Origin of the sequence: Chitinophaga niabensis (assembly GCF_900129465.1) — a bacterium.
Classification (GTDB): Bacteria; Bacteroidota; Bacteroidia; order Chitinophagales; family Chitinophagaceae; genus Chitinophaga; species Chitinophaga niabensis.
This window is the reverse complement of the sequence record NZ_FSRA01000002.1, coordinates 2,386,977-2,405,997: the sequence shown is the minus strand read 5'-3', so window position 1 is coordinate 2,405,997 and position 19,021 is coordinate 2,386,977. Positions and strand designations below refer to the sequence as shown.

The window sequence follows — 19,021 nt, the reverse complement described above, 5'->3', positions numbered from 1 at the left end:
TCATAAACTTATATTGGACTGGGGGGGTGGGTTATTCTTACTTTTTTTTATTAAATGCTTCATAGTTGGGCTATTCCTAATTTTGTTCATTTCAGTATCTATAATATATCTCGCATCTCTTTTAACCTGGTAAAAATTTTCCATCACTGTATGTTCATCAATATTTCTGATGATTGGAAGTTGTTTATATGCAGCTTCCTCTTTTTTAATAGCTTCGATATCATTAATGATCCTAGCATGGAAGACTTTATTCTTTATTGGCTGTTGTGGAGTATCTGCTACTGCACCTACAAATTCACCAGAGCTAAGATTTGAAATTCTGGATACAGGAATAGCACTTTCCAGCTGAGTTGACTTACTTATTGAAGTATCATTAGCACTTATAGAAAATGATTCTTTTAATTGATTGATTCTTCCAATTCGTTCACTAAGTGCTTTAGCACTGTCTCCCAAAACCTGCCCACTAATTATGTTACCGCAAATATTCATTATCACTTCGGCTTGCTCCTTGCCATAATCCCTTACCATCTGCGACATGTCTTGCAATCCAACTAGAACGGCTATACGATTCGATCTCGCCGTCGAAATTAAATCTACACTTGCTGTCAAAGTGGGATACTCATCATATATTAGCGCACATGGCTGTTGGTTTTTCTTATTTATCAGCTTATGCATACGTTCAACGTAAAGGCTAATAACTGCACCATACGTACTTTGCTTGGCAGGATTATTTCCAACAGAAACAATTTTTGGAGATTCTGGGTTATTAACATTTAAAGTAAAGTCAGATCCTGTTAATACATAATAAATAGAAGGCGATACTAATCGTGCTAACGAAATTTTCGCGCTGGCTATTTGTCCCTCTAATTGCTCATTAGCACCTCTTAAATAAGCAGATATGAATGGATTGATTAAAACTTCAATTTCTCTCTCCATACTAAGCACAGGAAAAAGTTCATCATATTCCATCTGGGCCAACTCAATTGCATGAGGTAGAGTGCAATATCTTCCGCCATCATATTTCTTCAGAAACCAGAAAATTGCAGTAACAAAAAGAATACAACTTTGCACAAAAAAATCGCTAATTTTCTTTATCCAGTCTCTATTAAGAGCTAACATTAGTGTTTGGCTGCTTTCTGATGCATCGGTTAATTCAAGCATTGTTTCAGGATACAACACATTGCATCTATGCGTTCTCGATAAATCGTCAAAATTGATAACAAAGAATTGGGGCCTAACGGGGTACTTATGAGCATGCTTTAATGCATGATTATAAAGTATAAGAGTTAAATCAGGAAATTTGAAATCGTATAAAAAGAAGCAAAACTGTTTTTCAACCAGTTGTTGGATATAATTGCGAACGACCCAAAAACTCTTACCTGATCCAGGAGTACCTGATACAATGCATGCCCTAAAAGTTTGAATATTTATCCACCCCTTCCTTATCTTATCGCGAAACTTGTATTCTGTGGGAAGATTTACTGAATATTCATCAGAAAGCAATCGTTCCTCCTGTGGAAATTGTTCTGCCCAATCATTAAAAACATCTTTATCTAGCCTGTTTTTTATGAATCTACTAACTTTAGTTCCTCCCGTTAAAATAAGTACATAGCCCGTACTCGTAAGTGATACATATAAACATGCTATGATAGTTGGAGGGGCTGTTATCTGCAATAACCAGGTAGAAGAAAGGTAAAACAGCATTCCTATGCCTAGATAAGTAACAATGGCTTGAATAGTTAACTTTTCATCTTTCCTTCCTTTTACTCCAAGTAGTGAAATACAAAGCAATAGAAGGATAGCCAACTTAGGCTTAAAAAAGCCACTAAGAATTGGGAAATTGTTAGATAAATTAAAGATGACCCTATTTAATAGTTCTAACGACCACCCTAATTCATATACAACCGGAAAGCAAACACTATAAAAATGAATTAACAATAGTAGTATGCTGCCAAATCGTATAAAATCTAATATTTTTCGTAACTCCTGTATGTTTTCTCCTGTTTCCATCTGCACATAATCAATTTCACATTTTCAAAAAAAAACGTAACTGCTACCAGGGTTTTCGCTTCTTTCGTTTCTTTTTCATAAATTCATTAGATACCCCAGAATCTCCTTCGTTATTTCCAATCAGGTTTTTCGAAAGATCTATCGCAAGTCTGCCAAGCATTGAAAAATTGTAGGAATTTTCTGAAAGTCTACTTTTATTCGAAACTTTGATGTATTCAGCTTTATCAAAGCGAATCTTAGTTTCAAGAAATTCGAGAGAAAGATTAAGATCATTGCAGTTGAATACTGCCCTATTAAGATTGTCGATAAAATAGATATTCTCAAGTTTGTCGTGTTCATTAAACTTTAGCTCTAATTGAATTCTTTTTGCTGCTAGGTATTTTTTGAACCCATTGAATGTTAACTTTCTATATTTTGCGAAAACAGCAGATAAAGTATTTTTGGTATAGTCAGTGTATTTAGGATTATATTTAAATTCTGTAGAGAAGGTTTCTGTCAGCCTCGATAAGGTTGGCTTTGTATAAATAGAACTTGCTTTAATAGGTATGCCATCTTTATTGCCAAAAGCATCTAATTTTGAATAAACTATCCCACCATTAATATGTAACCTTGAACCAGGTCGTCCTTTATCAGCAATAACACCTTTAATCTTAAGTATAGCATTAAACTCTTCAAAAGATGAAAAATGATATTTAGAAACAACATCACGTACAGTGTTTGAAATAAAAGCCTTAGTATTTTGTTCACTGTAACTATACTCCTTAGAATTCTTAATTGATTCCGCTGGTATTAGTCCATATTCTTTCTCAATGTCCTTCCTAGCAGGTTCAGATAACCTTTTACCTATATTATGTAAATAAATAGAACTTCCGTTGGGCCGTATTGTAGGGGACACAATATGTAAGTGCGGATTGTTAGTGTCCTTATGCAGGTAAACCAAATAGGGCTGATCACCAAATCCAATCTTCTTCAAATAATCGTAAGCAATCATTTGCATTTTCTCATTATCAAGTTTATCATAAGGCGAAAAACTCAAAATGATATGAGCAGTATTGTATTCAATTTTTGAATTCTTTTGAATAATGCGTTCAAACCTGGTTAATTTCTCAGTAAAATTCAGATCTGGAACATCACAAGAAAACCTGGAGGCTAGAATTAATTCTGCATCATCCTTCCTTAACTTTGCTTCATTATAGGAAAGTGCTTTTCTTATAGATTTTCCAAAACTCATTCTGACAACCATTTCTTTCCCAATTTTGAAATAATTAACAGGGTCCTATCTATTTTACTTTCTAGTCGTAAATACTCTTGATAGCCAATTTTTGCATAAAAAGCCTTTTTCTGTTCTTCAGGATAGGTATTAAACAATTTTGCCAATTGGTTAATATTGACGCCAATTGCTTTAATTTCCCCGCGAATGACAGCAAGCTCTTCTAATAGTAAATCCATTGATTCATCATGGATATATACCTTAATGGGATTTTTGTAGATTATTTTTCTGACAATGCTACTGATCGTTTCATTCTTTGTTCCGGCTATCAGTCTTTCTATTTCATTATACTTTGACTGGTTAACTCGCGTCCAAACCAAATGCTGCAAGCCATCTTCACCTTTAGTTTGCCCCTTTCTCATAAATCACATTGTTCATCTTTAATAATTGAAAGGCATAGAAAACCCAATGTTGTCAACAACACTACATCTTGCTGGGCGCAACAAATGGCGCCCTCACCCTCTCCGTAGGAACGGGTGGAACCGTCCTTCGGACTCCAAGGATATTGTACAATAGTTGGTGGTTGTTAGCGCTCTTTCGCTTTTAGATCTATGACCGCGAAGACTAATTCTCCTTTAAATCCTCACACTGTATCATTCTATAAAAGCCTTTTCTTGTTCAAATTTTGGTCGTGGCGCTTGTATACTCCTTATGTGATCTGAAAAAACAGTTAATACCTTTTCGTCAGCCAGAGAAGGGAATTCGTTTTTAATTCTGGCAACTTCATTCTCATTAAGTAATCTGCCAGCTCCAGTCACATCATCGTGTACCGCCCATCCGTTGGAATATTTCTTTATATAATACATAGTTTTAGATTTTATCCTTTTCACCTTTGGAAGCTACTTTTGTAGGAATTCCTTTGGCAGCAGTTTTGGGTGAACCAAGCAATTTTTTAGGATTTACAGCATCCACCCCAATAAAGTGCATAAACCCTTCCGACAAAAGTTTAGGGAATCTTCTCTTAATCATGGCAATTTCTTCGTTAGTTAAATCCTGGTTGCTTTTATCCTCAGTATCCATGACAGACCATTTATCATAAAATTTGCAGATGTAGTACATATGCTCAGATTTATTATTTAGTTGATTGGGGTACTTCTATCGTCTAATGTTTCTCCCCTGTTCATTTTTTTTAGCTAACTCTAATTCGTACAATTTTGTTATCCGCTCTCTCCCTCGCATCTGCCTCTCTAAATCTTCGATTATTAACTCTTTCTTTCTAAATTTCCCATCCTCTTGAAAAAATGCCTCATGGGCTCTTTCAATCATTCTTTCTCCATCAAGGGAGGTTCTGGTTAGGTGGGCGGTTAAAATTTCTACCTTTGCCTTATTCTCATCAGTCGCATTACTTATTAAAAAACAAAACCTACGCATTTCGGTATATTCGTTATTAGGAAGAGTAAGCGTACTCTTTTCTTCCCATAATTTAATGCCGTTATCATATTGCCCAAATGTTTCAATAGTGAAATCGTTGATATCAAATCCCGTATCTGTTATTTGCTTTTGTATTCTATCCGGCAAATCCGATGTACTTATATCACATTTCATTAGTCTTAAAGAATTGCTTTAAAATCTATTTAACCCGTTTACGTTGTTGACTACTAGAAGAAAAGTGCTCCCACGGTAAATTCTTATTTTCCTTCTTTACAGTTTTCACTACTTGATTGTAGTGATTATTAGCAATAGTGGCAGATTGTATAAGATCTTTAGGGATTCTGTTGATTCCAATTTTATTTTCATGTAACCGGTTTGCAATAAACTGTATAAGAGATCCGTGATCTTCGAGTTGTTTTAAATTTTTATATCGCCAGCCCTCACCCTCACTATAAAATACATTTATTAACTCTTCCTTTTTTCCGGCATATAATCCTTCTCTAATCTTTCTAAAGTTGTTTTGTACCAGGTATGAAGGGAATAAGTTAGTTTCCGTAACTTTCCTCATTATAGCGTCAAAGTCTTTAAATGTTATTTCGCGCTCTTCCAAAATATCCAATTTCATAAAAACGAATTTGTGTTTCAAGCCATAATAACTAGAGCTTTTTATAATTTGATATCCCCAAACTCTCTACCCTTTTTAATCGGTCAATATTAAATTTTTCGCCAATACTTCTTATATGAAGGACTTCTTCAGCCTTTTTAATAATTTCAGATCTCTTCGGCAAAGCATCAATTGAACTAAAAAAACATTCAGATAAAATCTCGCTGTTGGAGGGATCACAGCCCTTTTCTATCTTATTTATACTTATGCTTAGGTTATCAATTATGTATGGATTTTCTTCCCCTTTATCATATATCCAAATTGTTGTTTGTAGTAAATGAGGGATCTTATCAGGAGAAAACACCTTGCACTTGTCCTTATAAATCAGAACATCTATTCCGGATAAAAAAGGGGTTTTTGATAATTTATCGTAATCAAACCCAAGAGCCTGCAAGCCTTTCTTTAATTGATATTCTCGACTTATCATAACCAAACATTTAATGAATATCTTTATTAAAACGCCAGGGCTCCTTCTTCAATAGACTAGCGATCCATTGATAAGCAGTACTTTTCCAGTTTCTTAAAGGGCCACCTTTTCGGCTTGTCCAATATTTCATTTCATAAAAGAAAAAAAAGCATTCCGCTTCTGCAGAAGACATACCTTTCTGGTTAAAATAAATTTGGACTTCTTCTATCCGTGGTGGGTTTCCAGGTAATAAAATAGATAATGGTTTCATATTGATGGTATTTATTTACTGCTTATCAGGTTTCCAATATTTATTTAAATTCCTTTTATGATCAGCAATTAGTCTATTGATATCATCAATATCATAATAGATAGTTCCACCAATTTTACTAAAAGGCAATGTTCCATTACTTCTCAGTGTTTGGAGGGTACCATAGGAGATATTGAGTAGTTTTCGCACTTCATAGGATTTTAACCACTTTTTGTTCTGGTTATCATCCGCTTTAGATAATAGGGCCTGGATGGAAAAAAGAAGATCCCGCTTAAAAACTTGCAGATCCTCCCAGGTTACCCATTGATTCCTGGATAAAGATCGCTTTGTCGGTCCCCCCATTTTCGCCATTGTTTCCATACTGCACTAATTCTTAATGCAAATATGTGGTCAACAAAAAGCGAAAATTCAGAGTAGGATCAGAGGCTCGGAAAGAATTATTTCAAAAATTGCAGAAGTGGAGGGGAATTAGAATATAGGATATACCTAAAAACATAAAGCCAAGCTTTCGCCTGGCTTTATGCCGATCAGGGATACCCTAGTCCAATTATACTTAAAAGAATATCATTTATTCATTCAAAAATAAGCCTTTTCATGAAACATTATCAATAGAAAAAGGTGTTATTCACCATGCCTAGCGAGAAAGTTTCTCCATTTCTGAAAAAGATCCATTTTCATATTTTCAGAAACGTAGGCTTTTTCCATTAACTTTAAACGAACCATTGCTTCACTTTTTCCATAGCGTTGTATAAAAATATCTACAATATGTTTATCATAATGAGATATATTAGAAGAATCCACGGGTTGCTTTCGGGTGGATCTCAATTGATCCAATTCAGCTTTAGCATCAACTAATTCTCTTTGAAGCGAGTCAATTGTGAGCTTATATTGAAGAGTTTCATTATTATTATCATTACAGGCCTGAAGAAAGAAGCATGCCATGATAATAAAATTTAGTCTTTTCATGTTTTTGTTTGGTTGCAAAGGGAGATATTATATACATTCAAATTACGCAAAAAAATCCGGAAACTAGAAACTTGGACATTTGCCGTTCGAATTGTCAGTCTTTTTAAAACAGTTACAATAGCCAACTATTTCCACACATGGTAAAGTTCTTTTTTAACCTGGTCTGAACCAATGATATTATTCATCACCTTTAAACGAGCCAAGCCTTCACTTTTTCCATAATATTGTACGAACACTTGTTCAAAATGCTTATCTATTTGAGAAATAACAAAAGAATTCAAAGGCTGTTTTCTTGAACTTCGTTCTAACTCTGCTTTTGCAAAGCTTAATTCCCTATTAAGAGAATCAATTATTAACCTTTCCTGGGTAATCCTGTGATTTTGCCCATTACATGCCTGGAGCATTAGACACGCAATTAATATAAGGTTTGCTTTTATCATTTTTTATTCTAGTTGCAATGAGAAATATTGTATATACTAAATTTACGTAAAATACTCATTTCCTCAAACTCTTTACCTCCTCTTCATTTGCAAATAGTTAACATTTAAATTTCACATCTGTCCTATCTTTAAAATAAAGAGAATTCCATTCGGAACCTTAGTAATTAGTAATTCTAAAATAGTAGATTTTCCCACCAAATGAATGTCTATCCACACAATCAACTAGCTATTAATAATATCTTGGCCCTGCTGAATAGTAAAAGTAAGGTTTGTGTTGTTCATCCAACAGGAACTGGTAAGGCAGTAATTATTGCTCAACTTCTAAATCACTTTTCAACCCGGAAAAACATCGTAATTGGCCCAACAACACTGATTGAAACGGAAATAAGAAAGCATACACAAAAAGATTTCATTTTCTATACATTTAAGGCATTGGAATTGATGAGTGATGAAGATATAAGCAATGTGTTTTTTGACAACTTAATTATTGATGAATTCCATAGAATAGGAGCAAAAGAATGGAATAGGATTATTAAAGAAATTGAATCTAATAACATCAAATCAAAGTTCATTGGATTTTCCGCTACACCTATCCGATACCTGGATAACAACAGAGATATGGCTCAGGAATTCTTTGATGGGAACATAGCTAGCTACATTTCACTGGTTCAGGCAATTAAGGCTAACATTTTACCCCTACCTCGATATGTTTCAGCCATTTATAGTGTGGACAATGAATATCGAAGTTTAGTAAAGAAAATAATCGGAAGTAATAGCCATAAAATTTACACTGAAAAAATACATAGTGCCATTATAAATTGGGAGAAGGCTTCGGGCCTTTTAAGCATTTTTACAAAACACTTACGCTCTTACGATAATAAATTCATAGTATTTTGCTCGAAGGTTTCAGAGATTGAGGCCGCAAGAAAAAAACTGACTTCTATATTTCAATCAATTAAAGGAAAGGTAAATTCATATACGATTATATCATCTAATGGATATGCCCAAAACAACGTTTTACTAAAACATTTTTCTGATGATGATGGTCCTTGTTTATGTTTCACAGTAGATATGTTTAATGAAGCAATACACTTGGACGGAATTAAGGGAGTGGATGGTGTAATTCAATTAAGATTTACAGCAAGCCCCAATATATATTATCAACAGATAGGAAGATGCCTATCCGTTAACCAGTTTCGCCAGCCCATTGTTTTTGATCTTGTGAATAACTTTAACTCAATTATACATAGCCAGTTTAAAGGTGAACTGGAAAAGGAGTTTCTTTCGAATTCCAATGAGCTTCCACAAATACCAATTGACGCGAGGTTGGGACGAGCGACCACGAATAAAGACCTGATTAATGTATCCTTTTTTGATGAAACCAAGGAAATAAGGGAGTTGTTTGCCAAGTTTTCCGGTGAATTTGATCCTTGGGAAACTCAGTTTGCATTGCTCGAGGAAACAATTAAAAAAGGTCAACCCATCACATCGAAAGAGAACACTGCCTGTTTTCGTTTCATCAATAGCAATAGACAAAAGTTTAGGTATGGTTCACTAGATCCAGAAAGAGCAAAAAGAGTACAGGATCTGGGCATCAGGCTTGAGGTAGTTTCCAAAAATAAATGGGGCATGATAAAAGATGGCGCGGTGTGGAATATACCAGGAACACCACTTTTTAACTGGATGCAACATCAGCGTAGCAGATTTTTACAAAGTAAACTAACAGAAGAAGAAATTATTATACTTCGGAATGCTGGACTGGATTTAGATTCCAATCTACAAAAATCATTTGATGATTACCTTAGTGAGTACAAATTATACAGGCTTGATATTAGTGTTACACCCATGAACAAAGAGTTGAAGAACTGGGCAAAAAATCAAAGAAACGGTTATTTTAAAAACAGAATTTCAGCAGAGCATAAACAAAAACTAGATGAGGTTGGATTTATAGGATATACCGACAAAGACAGGCAATGGGAATTGAGCCTTAACAAATATACTTGCGGCAGCATCGATAAATCTATATTGGAATGGATTAGATGGCAGAAAGTTGCATTTCAGGATGGATTTCTTAAACCATGGAGAGAAGAAAAATTGCGAGCTGCTGGTTTCGATTTTACACCTACAAAAATCACGAGCTGGGAAGAAACTTTTGAACTAATCAAAAATAATCCGAAATGGGAAGAAGTAAAGGCTTTAAAAAAATGGCGCATCGAGCAAGGAAGAAGATTTAGGGAAGGTTGTTTATCAGAGGAAAAAACTGAGTTGTTAAGATCAATAGGTATCCACTTTTCAAGTGTGCCATTTCGTGCTTTCAATACACATAAAAGCTTTGAAGAGCATCTTGAAGTATATAAACAGTTTCTAAATGACCCTGCAGAGCCATCCATGAGCAAAGAGCTGAAAAACTGGGTTGCAAATCAGCGGTCAAAGTATAATAGAGGAAGGCTTTCTACGGCACAAAGACATGCTCTCGATGCATTAGGCATTATGAACAAACCTGTTAAAGAACGAAGTTGGCGATTAAAGTTTGAGGATTACAAATTGGGTAGCAGGAGTTCTGTATTATTAGAATGGGCTAGTAGACAGCAAAAGGAATATTATAAAGGGACACTGGAAATTAATAGGAAAGAAAAATTATTAGCTATAGGATTTAATTTTAATGCTATTTCAGTTATTATCTAGCCTGATTAAAAAATTAATTTGGCACCCAATGACATTATCTGATCCATTCTACTACCTGTTTATAGCAGAGTTAATTGATTTTACCGTCCATTATACCCTTGTATAATTTTACTGGAAATATTTCTAGGTAAAAATTCCTAGACATTCTAACGAAAAAATGTTTCTTTGCCAACAATTCTTTATTAACAGGGCTTTCTAATAAAAGAAATGCCAAGTCCCTGGCCATCGCAGATCCAGAAATATCATTGACCACATTGCCGTTCTTAATTTCCAGCCTGAAACCAAAATGCTTGCGGTTGCTCACTTTCATGAAATAACTGGATGGAATTGAAAAGCCTTCCCCCAAGCCCCAATTAACGCTTCTTGTTATTTGGGACTGGTATTTTTTCCATACTGGGACATACAAATACTGCCTTTTACTCATATAATATAATTCTTAAAATATACAGAATATAATTAAGGGAAAAAATTTCCTACACAGCCATTAACGGTTATTCAATCTGGGACTGCCCCGATACAATGCGAGAAGTTTCAATCTTTCCATTATTCTTTTGCCCCCAAGGCTTTTTTACGAGACCAGTTTTTCCAATTTTTCTCAACACTTCTACATAGTCTCATTGCCTGCTCCTCATTGTCAGCGGTCCAAGATTGTTCATACCAAAGGTTCCGCATACCTTTGTCATCAAGGAAAAGCACTATAATATGCATGGCTAAACCAGGATCACCCGTATGAACATATACATCAGTTCCGTCTCTCAGGGGACCTTCCCATGTTACCAGAACATTTATTTCGTTAAAATTAACTGTGTGTTTCATTTAAGCTTAATCAACTTCAATTTAACAAAAGTTACAAAAATTTTGAAAAGGATAATAATAAATGGTATTGGACGAGTTTTATGCCAAAGAATAAATGCTTTGTGGCTACGTTTTCAAGAAATTCATAGTTTTAGCTTGAGAATATTTAGGCTGAAATTATTTGCGTAGAATAAAGCTCTAAGGGTTGCAACGCATTTTTCTCAGCCCATAATTTCTCTAATATTTTAGCAGCCTCTTCCTGAGTTATTTTGATGTATTTGTAAAAATCCTTTTCCTTTTTATGGCCACTAATCAGCATAATTAATTTAACCGGTGTTCCTGCCAGGAATTCATTTGTACAAAATGAACGCCTTCCTGTATGTGAAGTTATCCAATCAGATTTTGGTCGAGTTACTTTATTAACGGTTATTCCTTTTTTATAGGAAAAGGTTATAGGTTGATTTAATCCCGCAAGTCTCCCAATTAATTTGATGTTTTTGTTAAACTCTGAATTACTAACATAGGTAATCCCTTCTTTAAATAATTCTATTAGAATTTGTTCTGCTTCCCTCCTTAAAGGGATTACAACCCGTCCATCTGATTTTTCTTGTTTTAAATAAATTCTTCCGTCCCGAACATCTTCAGGTTCTAAGGTAGAAAAATCACTAAAGCGTAATCCTGTTAGACATGCAAGGACTAAACGATTACGATCATTTATTAATTCTGGAAATTGGGATAAATCAGTATTATAAATTTGAGCTATTTCAGAAAATGGTAAGTAAATAGCATCTGAATCCTCTTCTGGGCTTTTGAAATCCTCCATATTAATTGGAGCTATGATTTTCCGCTTTGCCCGGTCTTTGACAAATCCTTTCAAATGTTTGATGTCTTTACTAATGGAGTTTTGTTTTAATCCGATTATGGGCTCTTTAAATCGAGGTTGTTGGTAAGTATAGGTTAGGAAATGCGTAAATCTATCATAAAAATCAAAATCCAGACACTGAAACGTAATAGGCTTACCCCTAAATTCTTCAAATGCCTTTAGATGATCTGACATCGTTTCATAAATGGCTATTGTTTCGGATGAAACCGTACCTTTTTTATCCTTACAATATTGTTCAATTTGATAATAAATGTTTAAGGGATCGGAGTTATCCGCAGATAAAGGATCTCCCAATAAATCTAATTTATCCAGGGTTGAAACATCGAAATTGGGTTTAAAAACCTTCTTTACGAATTGGCCCTTATCAGTAACCCCATTCTTATTTACCCATTTAATTATTTCAGTGGCTATTTTAAGCTGCCTTTCAATTTCTTCATTAAATAATGAAAAATCTCCATATTCAGTAGGCAATTTAGAGGAAACACTTTCCGTCTTTTTATTCCAGAATTGGGGAGGTATGGCAATTTCGGTATTCAATAATTTAGGAGTTTCAGCACAATACTGAATAAATATTAGGCTGGTGCCATCTCTCCGCTTTTTACTTACCGGGCAAATCGGTTTAATTGGTAACAACATTTTGCACTAAATTTTAGTCGAGTTTAGTCGAGTTTTTAGTCGAGAATAAATGTTGTCAACCTTTGTAAAGGTACTAAAATGAAATACCGAAGTGTTGTTAAGAAACCTTCAAAACCCTTGACTGTAAAGCAAATGCTGTAAAATAAAGAAAGGATCACTTTCGTGATCCTTGACTGAGGAAGTTGCTATGCGGACCGGACGGGACTCGAACCCGCGACCTCCGCCGTGACAGGGCGGCATTCTAACCAACTGAACTACCGATCCTCAATATCAGCGGGCTTTTAAGGCCTGCTTTATTCCTTTGAGGGGCTGCAAATATAGAAATTTTAATGTCAAACCTCCAAATATTTCTGCTAAAAAATCTGACATTCTCACTCCGGGGATTACCATTATCCATTGAAGTAATAGTTTTCCTAAAAGGAAAATATTATTCCCATTAAGAAACATTTACTATTTTGATGGGAAAATATCATACTATATGAAGGTGATCAGATTAATCTGCCTGGTAGCTGTTTTAATGAATTTATCTAAACAGCATGTCTTTGCACAGAAACGGGTTGTTATTATTGGCCTTGATGGCTTCAGCGTTGATGGTTTCAAAACAGCCAGGCATCCTAACCTGGATAAAATGATAGCTGATGGCGTATTGTCTTTGACCACCCGCCCCGTAATGCCATCCGTAACATTACCAAACTGGACCAGCCATTTAACAGGATCAGGCCCGGAAGAACATGGTGTAACTGATAATAAATGGACCCTCGAGAACCAACGCCTGAAACCTTTGGAAACAGATAAAGAAGGATATTATCCTTCCATCTTTAAAATCCTGAAGGATCATGTACCCGGTGTTAAAACAGCCTTTTACTATAATTGGGCAGAATTACCTAATTCGATGAATAAAAAATACTTCGATGAAATTTCATTTGAATGGAAAGATAAATACGATAGTAACTATCAAAGAGCATTTGACTTCATCGTAGAAAACAGGCATTCACCCACGCTGGTTTTCTTATACAGCGTGCATACAGACCATGCAGGGCATAGTTACAACTGGATGTCACCGCAATACATCACTGCCATTGAGCAGGCCGATACAGCTATTGGGATCTTTTTAGATAAAATAAGAGCGGAAAAGTTATATGACGATACACACTTCCTGTTGATCACAGATCATGGCGGGCATCCCAAAAGCGGCCATGGTGGTACCAGTATGGAAGAAATGCAGGTGCCATGGGCTATTACAGGTCCGGAGATTAAAAGATCCGGCTTAACAAACATGTATAACAGCAATAAGAATACGGCAATGGTAATTGCCAGGTTATTCGGCGTGAAAGAAAAGGACCTGCCCAAATGCTGGACAGGAAGTATACCAGATGGTATATTTGTTAAGAAGAAGTAACTGTTTTTTCTTACATTAACTAAGAATAACCCACATCATATGAGAAAACACTGTGCTGCGCTCACGGCCTTTTTGCTGCTTTTCCAATCCTGCATCAAAAAAGCACCGCTGAATCCTGAAGCTGATATAGAGACGTTCACGGTTGATCCCGCTTTACTGACCAGCAATGTGTTCATTGATCAATCCAACCGGAGAATTATGCTACATCTGCAGGCCAGTGCATATAACAGTGGAATTGCCCCTGTGCTGAAGCTCTCAGGCGGAGCAACAGTAGTGCCAGCCTCAGGGGACTCCATTTTTCCTAAAAAAGGACCGGTACAATATGTGGTTACTCCGCAGAATGGCGAAGGGAAAAAAACATATACGGTACAGGTGGTGAACGTGGGTAATTGGTCATTTAATTTTGAGAACTGGGGCATCAATGCCACCGATAAATATGAATATACATTAGAGGCAGATAACAGCACCATATGGTCTTCCGGCAATCCGGGACTGGCCTTATCCGGTTTCCCCAAACAGCCGGAAGCTTATCCTACGCATTCCACGCCCGAGGGTTACCAGGGCAAAGGTGCAGAGATGATAACATTGAAAGGTACACCACTGTCTGAATTAGTAGGTATCCGGCTCATTGCGGGTTCCCTGTTCCTGGGTAATTTTAATACCTCCGCCGTGTTCGTGAATCCACTGGCAGCTACAGAATTCGGGCAGCCATATGTAGGAAGACCTGCAAGATTTACCGGTTATTACAAATACACTCCCGGCGCAGCTTTTCAGGATCAAAACGGCAATATTATTGCCGGCCAGCAGGATAAATGCTCTGTTTATGCTGTTCTCTTCAAAGGTCCTGAACACCTGGACGGCACTAACATCCTTACATCAGACCGGGTATTAGCCAGCGCTGTTTTAACAAACGGAGCAGCCAGCAGCACCTTTTTAAAGTTCGATATCCCCTTCACATACCTCTCCAACGTTCCCCTGCCTGAAGATCTGCGTATGACGATTGTAGCTTCTTCCAGCAGCGAAGGGGATCACTACCGTGGTGCTATCGGAAGCAAACTGGTTGTAGACAGCCTCCGTATTATTCCTCAATAACCGATGTACATGAACAAAAATATCCTGATCGCACTATGCATGCTGATAGCCTTCAAGGCCAATGCTCAAAAGAACATTCACCAATATGTGCATGCCGGGTTTAACATAGGAGCACTCGCTCCCGTATCCTTACCCAATACTATCCGTAAAGTAGAAAGCTACTCACCACTATTTTCTCCGGCTATAGGTTATGAGATCGTATATGTTATAAAAGGAAAATGGGGTATCGGAGCCGGATTAAAAGTTGAGTATAAGGGCATGCGGGTAAAAGACAGCGTGCAATATTTTCATACCATCATCACCCAACAAAGCAGTTCGGGAAAAAGCGAGTTTGAAGGGGATTTTACCGGCACCAACCAAACCAAAGCGCATAACCTATACCTCACGCTGCCGATAAATGCTGTGTTTCAGCCATCTGAAAAATGGCGTTTCAAACTGGGATTTTATGCCGCTTACCTTCTGGCTGCTTCCTTTGATGGTACAGTATCAAACGGCTATATCCGTAATGGCAACTCGTTTGGTGAAAAGGTGATCATTGATCAGGCAAATTTTGATTTTGCAAAAGAAGAACGAAAGTTTGACTGGGGGCTTCAGGGCGGCGCTGAAAGAAAGGTCGGAAAAAGACTGGCTGTTGCCGCGAACCTTCAATGGGGATTACAGCCTGTATTCCCTTCTACGTTCAAGGGAGTGGGGTTTAACATGTATAATATTTTCCTGGGGCTGGGGGTTAGTTATAAATTGTGAAAATATCAGAAAGTGTAAATAAAACTCCCTTCCTGCAAAACCATTTCGCCTAGATTTGAGGGATAATCCTAACCGATGGCCAGATTCACCCTGATCCTTTCCACGATACTATTCCTCTTTCATGCAACCGGAAAAGGACAGGATAAAACAATTACCCTCACTGTTCCTGACAAGAAGCTTTCCATTACGATCGATTATTCAAACGGCTGCCGGATAAAGCAGCTGCGTATAAAAGGCAAAAATACTTTGTCCTCTTCCGGTGTATACACAGGTATTCGCACCTCCGACGGCAGCTTTTCTTCTGCTGCTTCACAGGATATTAAAGTAACCAAAAATGCAGGGACTGTAACTATAAGCGGCATAAACTATAGTACCATAAAGGAAAAATGGGTCTTTAAAGTAAAAAAAGATAAAATACAATGGGACATTACAAGGGAATATGATCAGGCTGCCAGGCTGGAAGAAATGGCATTCCCTCAGTGGAACTTTTCCGACCTGTCTGTATGGAAGGGTGGTATTATGGACAACGGGGGCATGGTCTGGTGTAAATATCTTAAAGAAGTAAATGACACCTATGGCGTTCATACCGGAGGTGTTACCTTCTGGAATGCTGAATCAGGAGATGCATTGCGTATCACTGCAGTATCAGACAGCAAGGTCGCAGCTAAATATTCCCACAGTCCTCAAAATGAATTCACCTGTACACAATTCATAACGGATGCCCCACTGCAGCAACGATATAATCTAAGCCGCTATGTGGCTAAAAAGGCAGATGTGTTTGCGCCTTTTGAAGTGAAGAAAGGAACAGTAACCGCCAGTTATGAGTTACAGTATGTGGATTATAATAAACAATATTCAAGGGGAATACTTCCCGGCATTGATGCCGTAGCGGTCAGAGAGTTGTTGAACACAACCGGGCGGTACGGCGTAGTAGATAATAATATAGTAGGGGCAAATGGCTGGCTTACCAATTGGAAATGCCTTCACGAACCTTTCTTCGCCCAGATCGGAATGGCGCTGAACGATGAGAACTATACCCGGAATATGTCCGCAACCCTCGATCAGGAACGCGATCTGGCGATGCTGGAAAATGGCCGTGTTCTCTCCCGCTGGCATAATGTTCCCGGAGATGAAATACGCGGGACCTATAATGCCCAAACCGGGTACTACGAAGCCATGTGGGGATATACCATCGACTCCCAAACCGGATACGTGATCAATACCAGCGAACAATTTGAACTGAATGGTGATGTCAGCTGGCTACGCTCCCACCAGCTAAGCTGCGAGAAAGCATTAGACTGGCTCATTCAACGCGATTCCAACAAGAACGGCATCTTTGAAATGATGAACGATGGCATTGCCGACAAAAAAGCCAGCGATTGGATAGATATTGTATGGGCAAGTTTCGAGAATTCTTTTGTGAATGCGCAGTTGTATGAAGCTTTGATGCGCTGGTCTTCATGCGAAAAGATTTTGGGCAACCAGGAAAAAGCAGATCACTATACAGCAGTGGCACTGAAGTTAAAAACTGCTTTCAATAAACCGGTAGAAGAAGGTGGCTTCTGGTCAGCCTCCAAACAACAATACGTATACTGGCGTGATAAAGATGGCTCCATTCACGGCGACAACCTCGTCACGCCCGTTAACTTTGCAGCCATTGCTTTCGGCATCTGCGATGATCCCAAACGGATCGCATTGGTGCTTGATCAGATAGAACAAAGAACTGCAGCTGAAAAGCTCTTTCACTGGCCCTTGTGTTTTGATTCCTTCAAAAGAGAAGAAGTGCACAGCGGCAACTGGCCTTTCCCTAAATATGAAAACGGGGATATATTCCCTACCTGGGGATATCTTGGGGTGAGGGCTTACACTAAATATAACAAAGACATTGCCCTCAAATACATCCGCAACATCCTTGAACAGTATAAGAAAGATGGTCTCTCCTCACAACGGTACAGCAGAACGACGCAACTGGGATTAGGAGATGATATCCTCGCTGGTATTTGTACGAGCATAACAGCTTTGTACACTGACATCTATGGGGTCCGTCCTAAATGGAACAGGTTGGGAATTGAGCCCAATATGAGTAAGCCGCTGAATGGGGCCAAGTTCTCTTACACCCTTCGCGATACGGTCTATAAACTTGAGCTCAGTGAAAATAATTACATGATGAGTACAGGTAGTTTTTCCATCAGAAGTAAAGAAAGTTTTGGTGCCGGTATGAAGGGGAATACACTCACCTATTATCCTCAAAATAAAGAAACGAGAACGCTTGCCATCAGTGGCCAAGGCATTTCGATAGTAGTGACCAATATCTTCTCCTGGACCATTAAATCCTCCGGCGATTACCAATTTATGCTGAACGGATTACAGCCGGGCTCAGGCTACCAGGTTTCCATCAATAATGTGCTTCAGCACATCCGTGCAGATAAAGATGGGCGCCTTTACATAAAAAGTAATTGCAAACCGGATACCAGGTTCCTTGTATCATTAAAGGCCTGATGCATCCCTGTATTCTTTAGGAGACAACCCATTCTTTTTCTTGAACAAACGGGAGAAATAAAAGATGGAGCTAAAGCCTGTCTTAAAAGCCACTTCATTAATGGTTAGACTGGTAGATAAGATCAACTCCTTTGCTTTGTCCAACCTCAGGTCCAGATGGTATTGATTGGGAGAAGTACCCGTTACCTCTTTGAACAGCTTTCTAAACTTCGAATAACCCATGGGCAATTCCTTCACCATTTCTTCCAGGCTGATCGGTGTTTCTATGGATTCCTGCAACAGGAATTTTGCTTTGGAGATCAATTTCGATGGCTGATCCTCCACATCAGGTGTTTTGTATTTTGATATGGCATTGAGCACAGCCAGGATCTGCAGCGTAATACCTGTAACCGCCTGCCTGTATCCCACTTCAGCCGCTCTTACATGTCTTATGAGTGCATGAAAGAGCTGCAATAATTCTTCGTGAAGCCCTACATCAAGGCAAGGATCTCCGGCAGTAAAAATGCCTTTCTGCATCAACTCAGCCGGATAATTGCCATTAAACCCAACCCAGTATTCTTCCCACCCTGAACGCGGATGCGGTTTATACCTATGCCATACACCAGGGTACAGGAAAAAGCAGGAGCCTGCTTTGATCGGGATCGGTTTTGTTTTCGCAGATTCCAGCACGCCTTCTCCCTTTGTGATATAAACAATGTAATAGCTATCTAATATCCTGCCTTTATTCCAGGTAAAGGAGTGATCACTCGGATGCTCACGGTTATCCGGGTAATTCTTATTAGGGCCAACCCTTGTAGCTCCTACTGTGTTGACGTAAAATCCCCAGCTTTTTTCAAACTCGGAGATGTTTAAGTATTTATGATAGTTCTCCATAACGCATGCACTTAAGA

General features: G+C 37.8%; 21 protein-coding genes and 1 tRNA gene. 5 read left to right on the top strand and 17 right to left on the bottom strand.

Translation table 11 applies throughout. From position 1 onward, the window contains the following. The 12 genes from mobC to BUR42_RS27025 form a co-directional block, all read right to left on the bottom strand. Nucleotides 1-2,010 (bottom strand): conjugal transfer protein MobC, encoded by a 2,010-nt coding sequence (mobC, locus tag BUR42_RS27080; RefSeq protein WP_074242661.1) that lies wholly within the window; start codon nt 2,008-2,010, stop codon nt 1-3. 43 nt (nt 2,011-2,053) lie between these two features. Beyond that, nucleotides 2,054-3,241 (bottom strand): relaxase/mobilization nuclease domain-containing protein, encoded by a 1,188-nt coding sequence (locus BUR42_RS27075; RefSeq protein ID WP_074242660.1) that lies wholly within the window; start codon nt 3,239-3,241, stop codon nt 2,054-2,056. Continuing rightward, nucleotides 3,238-3,642, bottom strand: coding sequence for a plasmid mobilization protein (locus tag BUR42_RS27070; RefSeq protein WP_074242659.1), 405 nt, complete (start codon nt 3,640-3,642; stop codon nt 3,238-3,240). The genes BUR42_RS27075 and BUR42_RS27070 overlap by 4 nt, the downstream gene beginning before the upstream one ends. Before the next feature lie 231 nt (nt 3,643-3,873). Next, the gene (locus BUR42_RS27065; RefSeq protein WP_074242658.1) at nt 3,874-4,086 is read right to left on the bottom strand and encodes a hypothetical protein; all 213 of its coding nucleotides are present in this window, start codon (nt 4,084-4,086) and stop codon (nt 3,874-3,876) included. Between the two features lie 4 nt (nt 4,087-4,090). Next, nucleotides 4,091-4,339 carry a hypothetical protein gene (locus BUR42_RS27060; RefSeq protein ID WP_143197595.1) on the bottom strand — a complete coding sequence of 83 codons (249 nt, stop codon included), beginning with the start codon at nt 4,337-4,339 and terminating at the stop codon, nt 4,091-4,093. A gap of 36 nt (nt 4,340-4,375) precedes the next feature. After that, nucleotides 4,376-4,825 (bottom strand): hypothetical protein, encoded by a 450-nt coding sequence (locus BUR42_RS27055; protein ID WP_074242656.1) that lies wholly within the window; start codon nt 4,823-4,825, stop codon nt 4,376-4,378. A gap of 25 nt (nt 4,826-4,850) precedes the next feature. Beyond that, nucleotides 4,851-5,276 (bottom strand): hypothetical protein, encoded by a 426-nt coding sequence (locus BUR42_RS27050; RefSeq protein ID WP_074242655.1) that lies wholly within the window; start codon nt 5,274-5,276, stop codon nt 4,851-4,853. A gap of 31 nt (nt 5,277-5,307) precedes the next feature. Beyond that, complete coding sequence (locus BUR42_RS27045; RefSeq protein ID WP_074242654.1) at nt 5,308-5,742, bottom strand: hypothetical protein; 435 nt, start codon at nt 5,740-5,742, stop codon at nt 5,308-5,310. A 10-nt stretch (nt 5,743-5,752) separates the two neighbouring features. Continuing rightward, entirely contained in the window at nt 5,753-5,992 is a 240-nt protein-coding gene (locus tag BUR42_RS27040) for a hypothetical protein (protein ID WP_074242653.1), read from the bottom strand. 15 nt (nt 5,993-6,007) lie between these two features. Beyond that, entirely contained in the window at nt 6,008-6,352 is a 345-nt protein-coding gene (locus tag BUR42_RS27035; RefSeq protein WP_200798368.1) for a helix-turn-helix domain-containing protein, read from the bottom strand. Nucleotides 6,353-6,613: 261 nt separating this feature from the next. Beyond that, complete coding sequence (locus BUR42_RS27030) at nt 6,614-6,958, bottom strand: hypothetical protein (protein WP_074242652.1); 345 nt, start codon at nt 6,956-6,958, stop codon at nt 6,614-6,616. Nucleotides 6,959-7,083: 125 nt separating this feature from the next. Then, nucleotides 7,084-7,398 (bottom strand): hypothetical protein, encoded by a 315-nt coding sequence (locus BUR42_RS27025; RefSeq protein WP_074242651.1) that lies wholly within the window; start codon nt 7,396-7,398, stop codon nt 7,084-7,086. Nucleotides 7,399-7,596: 198 nt separating this feature from the next. Here BUR42_RS27025 and BUR42_RS27020 point away from each other — a divergent pair, with 198 nt between their 5' ends. Continuing rightward, a complete protein-coding gene (locus BUR42_RS27020) occupies nt 7,597-10,083 on the top strand; it encodes a Helicase associated domain protein (protein WP_074242650.1) in 2,487 nt (828 codons plus the stop codon). A 70-nt stretch (nt 10,084-10,153) separates the two neighbouring features. Here the strand turns inward: BUR42_RS27020 and BUR42_RS27015 are convergent, their stop codons facing one another. The 4 genes from BUR42_RS27015 to BUR42_RS27000 form a co-directional block, all read right to left on the bottom strand. Then, complete coding sequence (locus tag BUR42_RS27015) at nt 10,154-10,507, bottom strand: hypothetical protein (RefSeq protein ID WP_074242649.1); 354 nt, start codon at nt 10,505-10,507, stop codon at nt 10,154-10,156. Nucleotides 10,508-10,626: 119 nt separating this feature from the next. Further along, a complete protein-coding gene (locus BUR42_RS27010) occupies nt 10,627-10,899 on the bottom strand; it encodes a hypothetical protein (RefSeq protein ID WP_074242648.1) in 273 nt (90 codons plus the stop codon). 145 nt (nt 10,900-11,044) lie between these two features. After that, a complete protein-coding gene (locus BUR42_RS27005; RefSeq protein ID WP_074242647.1) occupies nt 11,045-12,397 on the bottom strand; it encodes a tyrosine-type recombinase/integrase in 1,353 nt (450 codons plus the stop codon). A gap of 190 nt (nt 12,398-12,587) precedes the next feature. Then, nucleotides 12,588-12,661 (bottom strand) — tRNA-Asp (locus BUR42_RS27000). 214 nt (nt 12,662-12,875) lie between these two features. Here BUR42_RS27000 and BUR42_RS26995 point away from each other — a divergent pair. The 4 genes from BUR42_RS26995 to BUR42_RS26980 all read left to right on the top strand — a co-directional run bounded on the left by BUR42_RS26995 (nt 12,876) and on the right by BUR42_RS26980 (nt 18,131). Beyond that, a complete protein-coding gene (locus BUR42_RS26995) occupies nt 12,876-13,796 on the top strand; it encodes an alkaline phosphatase family protein (RefSeq protein ID WP_074242646.1) in 921 nt (306 codons plus the stop codon). A 39-nt stretch (nt 13,797-13,835) separates the two neighbouring features. After that, complete coding sequence (locus BUR42_RS26990; RefSeq protein ID WP_074242645.1) at nt 13,836-14,888, top strand: PCMD domain-containing protein; 1,053 nt, start codon at nt 13,836-13,838, stop codon at nt 14,886-14,888. Between the two features lie 9 nt (nt 14,889-14,897). Next, nucleotides 14,898-15,632: a porin family protein gene (locus BUR42_RS26985; RefSeq protein ID WP_159442357.1), complete on the top strand. Its 735-nt coding sequence runs from the start codon at nt 14,898-14,900 to the stop codon at nt 15,630-15,632. A 75-nt stretch (nt 15,633-15,707) separates the two neighbouring features. Continuing rightward, entirely contained in the window at nt 15,708-18,131 is a 2,424-nt protein-coding gene (locus BUR42_RS26980) for an alpha-L-rhamnosidase-related protein (protein ID WP_074242643.1), read from the top strand. Here the strand turns inward: BUR42_RS26980 and BUR42_RS26975 are convergent. Beyond that, on the bottom strand, nt 18,120-19,004 hold the full coding sequence (locus BUR42_RS26975) for an AraC family transcriptional regulator (RefSeq protein WP_074242642.1): 885 nt from the start codon (nt 19,002-19,004) through the stop codon (nt 18,120-18,122). The genes BUR42_RS26980 and BUR42_RS26975 overlap by 12 nt on opposite strands. Nucleotides 19,005-19,021 lie beyond the last annotated feature (17 nt).

Coding starts and splice junctions, on each gene's coding strand:
- mobC (WP_074242661.1), bottom strand. CDS start 2,010: ATGGAAACAGGAGAAAACATACAGGAGTTACGAAAAATATTAGATTTT.
- BUR42_RS27075 (WP_074242660.1), bottom strand. CDS start 3,241: ATGAGTTTTGGAAAATCTATAAGAAAAGCACTTTCCTATAATGAAGCA.
- BUR42_RS27070 (WP_074242659.1), bottom strand. CDS start 3,642: ATGAGAAAGGGGCAAACTAAAGGTGAAGATGGCTTGCAGCATTTGGTT.
- BUR42_RS27065 (WP_074242658.1), bottom strand. CDS start 4,086: ATGTATTATATAAAGAAATATTCCAACGGATGGGCGGTACACGATGAT.
- BUR42_RS27060 (WP_143197595.1), bottom strand. CDS start 4,339: ATGTACTACATCTGCAAATTTTATGATAAATGGTCTGTCATGGATACT.
- BUR42_RS27055 (WP_074242656.1), bottom strand. CDS start 4,825: ATGAAATGTGATATAAGTACATCGGATTTGCCGGATAGAATACAAAAG.
- BUR42_RS27050 (WP_074242655.1), bottom strand. CDS start 5,276: ATGAAATTGGATATTTTGGAAGAGCGCGAAATAACATTTAAAGACTTT.
- BUR42_RS27045 (WP_074242654.1), bottom strand. CDS start 5,742: ATGATAAGTCGAGAATATCAATTAAAGAAAGGCTTGCAGGCTCTTGGG.
- BUR42_RS27040 (WP_074242653.1), bottom strand. CDS start 5,992: ATGAAACCATTATCTATTTTATTACCTGGAAACCCACCACGGATAGAA.
- BUR42_RS27035 (WP_200798368.1), bottom strand. CDS start 6,352: ATGGAAACAATGGCGAAAATGGGGGGACCGACAAAGCGATCTTTATCC.
- BUR42_RS27030 (WP_074242652.1), bottom strand. CDS start 6,958: ATGAAAAGACTAAATTTTATTATCATGGCATGCTTCTTTCTTCAGGCC.
- BUR42_RS27025 (WP_074242651.1), bottom strand. CDS start 7,398: ATGATAAAAGCAAACCTTATATTAATTGCGTGTCTAATGCTCCAGGCA.
- BUR42_RS27020 (WP_074242650.1), top strand. CDS start 7,597: ATGAATGTCTATCCACACAATCAACTAGCTATTAATAATATCTTGGCC.
- BUR42_RS27015 (WP_074242649.1), bottom strand. CDS start 10,507: ATGAGTAAAAGGCAGTATTTGTATGTCCCAGTATGGAAAAAATACCAG.
- BUR42_RS27010 (WP_074242648.1), bottom strand. CDS start 10,899: ATGAAACACACAGTTAATTTTAACGAAATAAATGTTCTGGTAACATGG.
- BUR42_RS27005 (WP_074242647.1), bottom strand. CDS start 12,397: ATGTTGTTACCAATTAAACCGATTTGCCCGGTAAGTAAAAAGCGGAGA.
- BUR42_RS26995 (WP_074242646.1), top strand. CDS start 12,876: ATGAAGGTGATCAGATTAATCTGCCTGGTAGCTGTTTTAATGAATTTA.
- BUR42_RS26990 (WP_074242645.1), top strand. CDS start 13,836: ATGAGAAAACACTGTGCTGCGCTCACGGCCTTTTTGCTGCTTTTCCAA.
- BUR42_RS26985 (WP_159442357.1), top strand. CDS start 14,898: ATGAACAAAAATATCCTGATCGCACTATGCATGCTGATAGCCTTCAAG.
- BUR42_RS26980 (WP_074242643.1), top strand. CDS start 15,708: ATGGCCAGATTCACCCTGATCCTTTCCACGATACTATTCCTCTTTCAT.
- BUR42_RS26975 (WP_074242642.1), bottom strand. CDS start 19,004: ATGGAGAACTATCATAAATACTTAAACATCTCCGAGTTTGAAAAAAGC.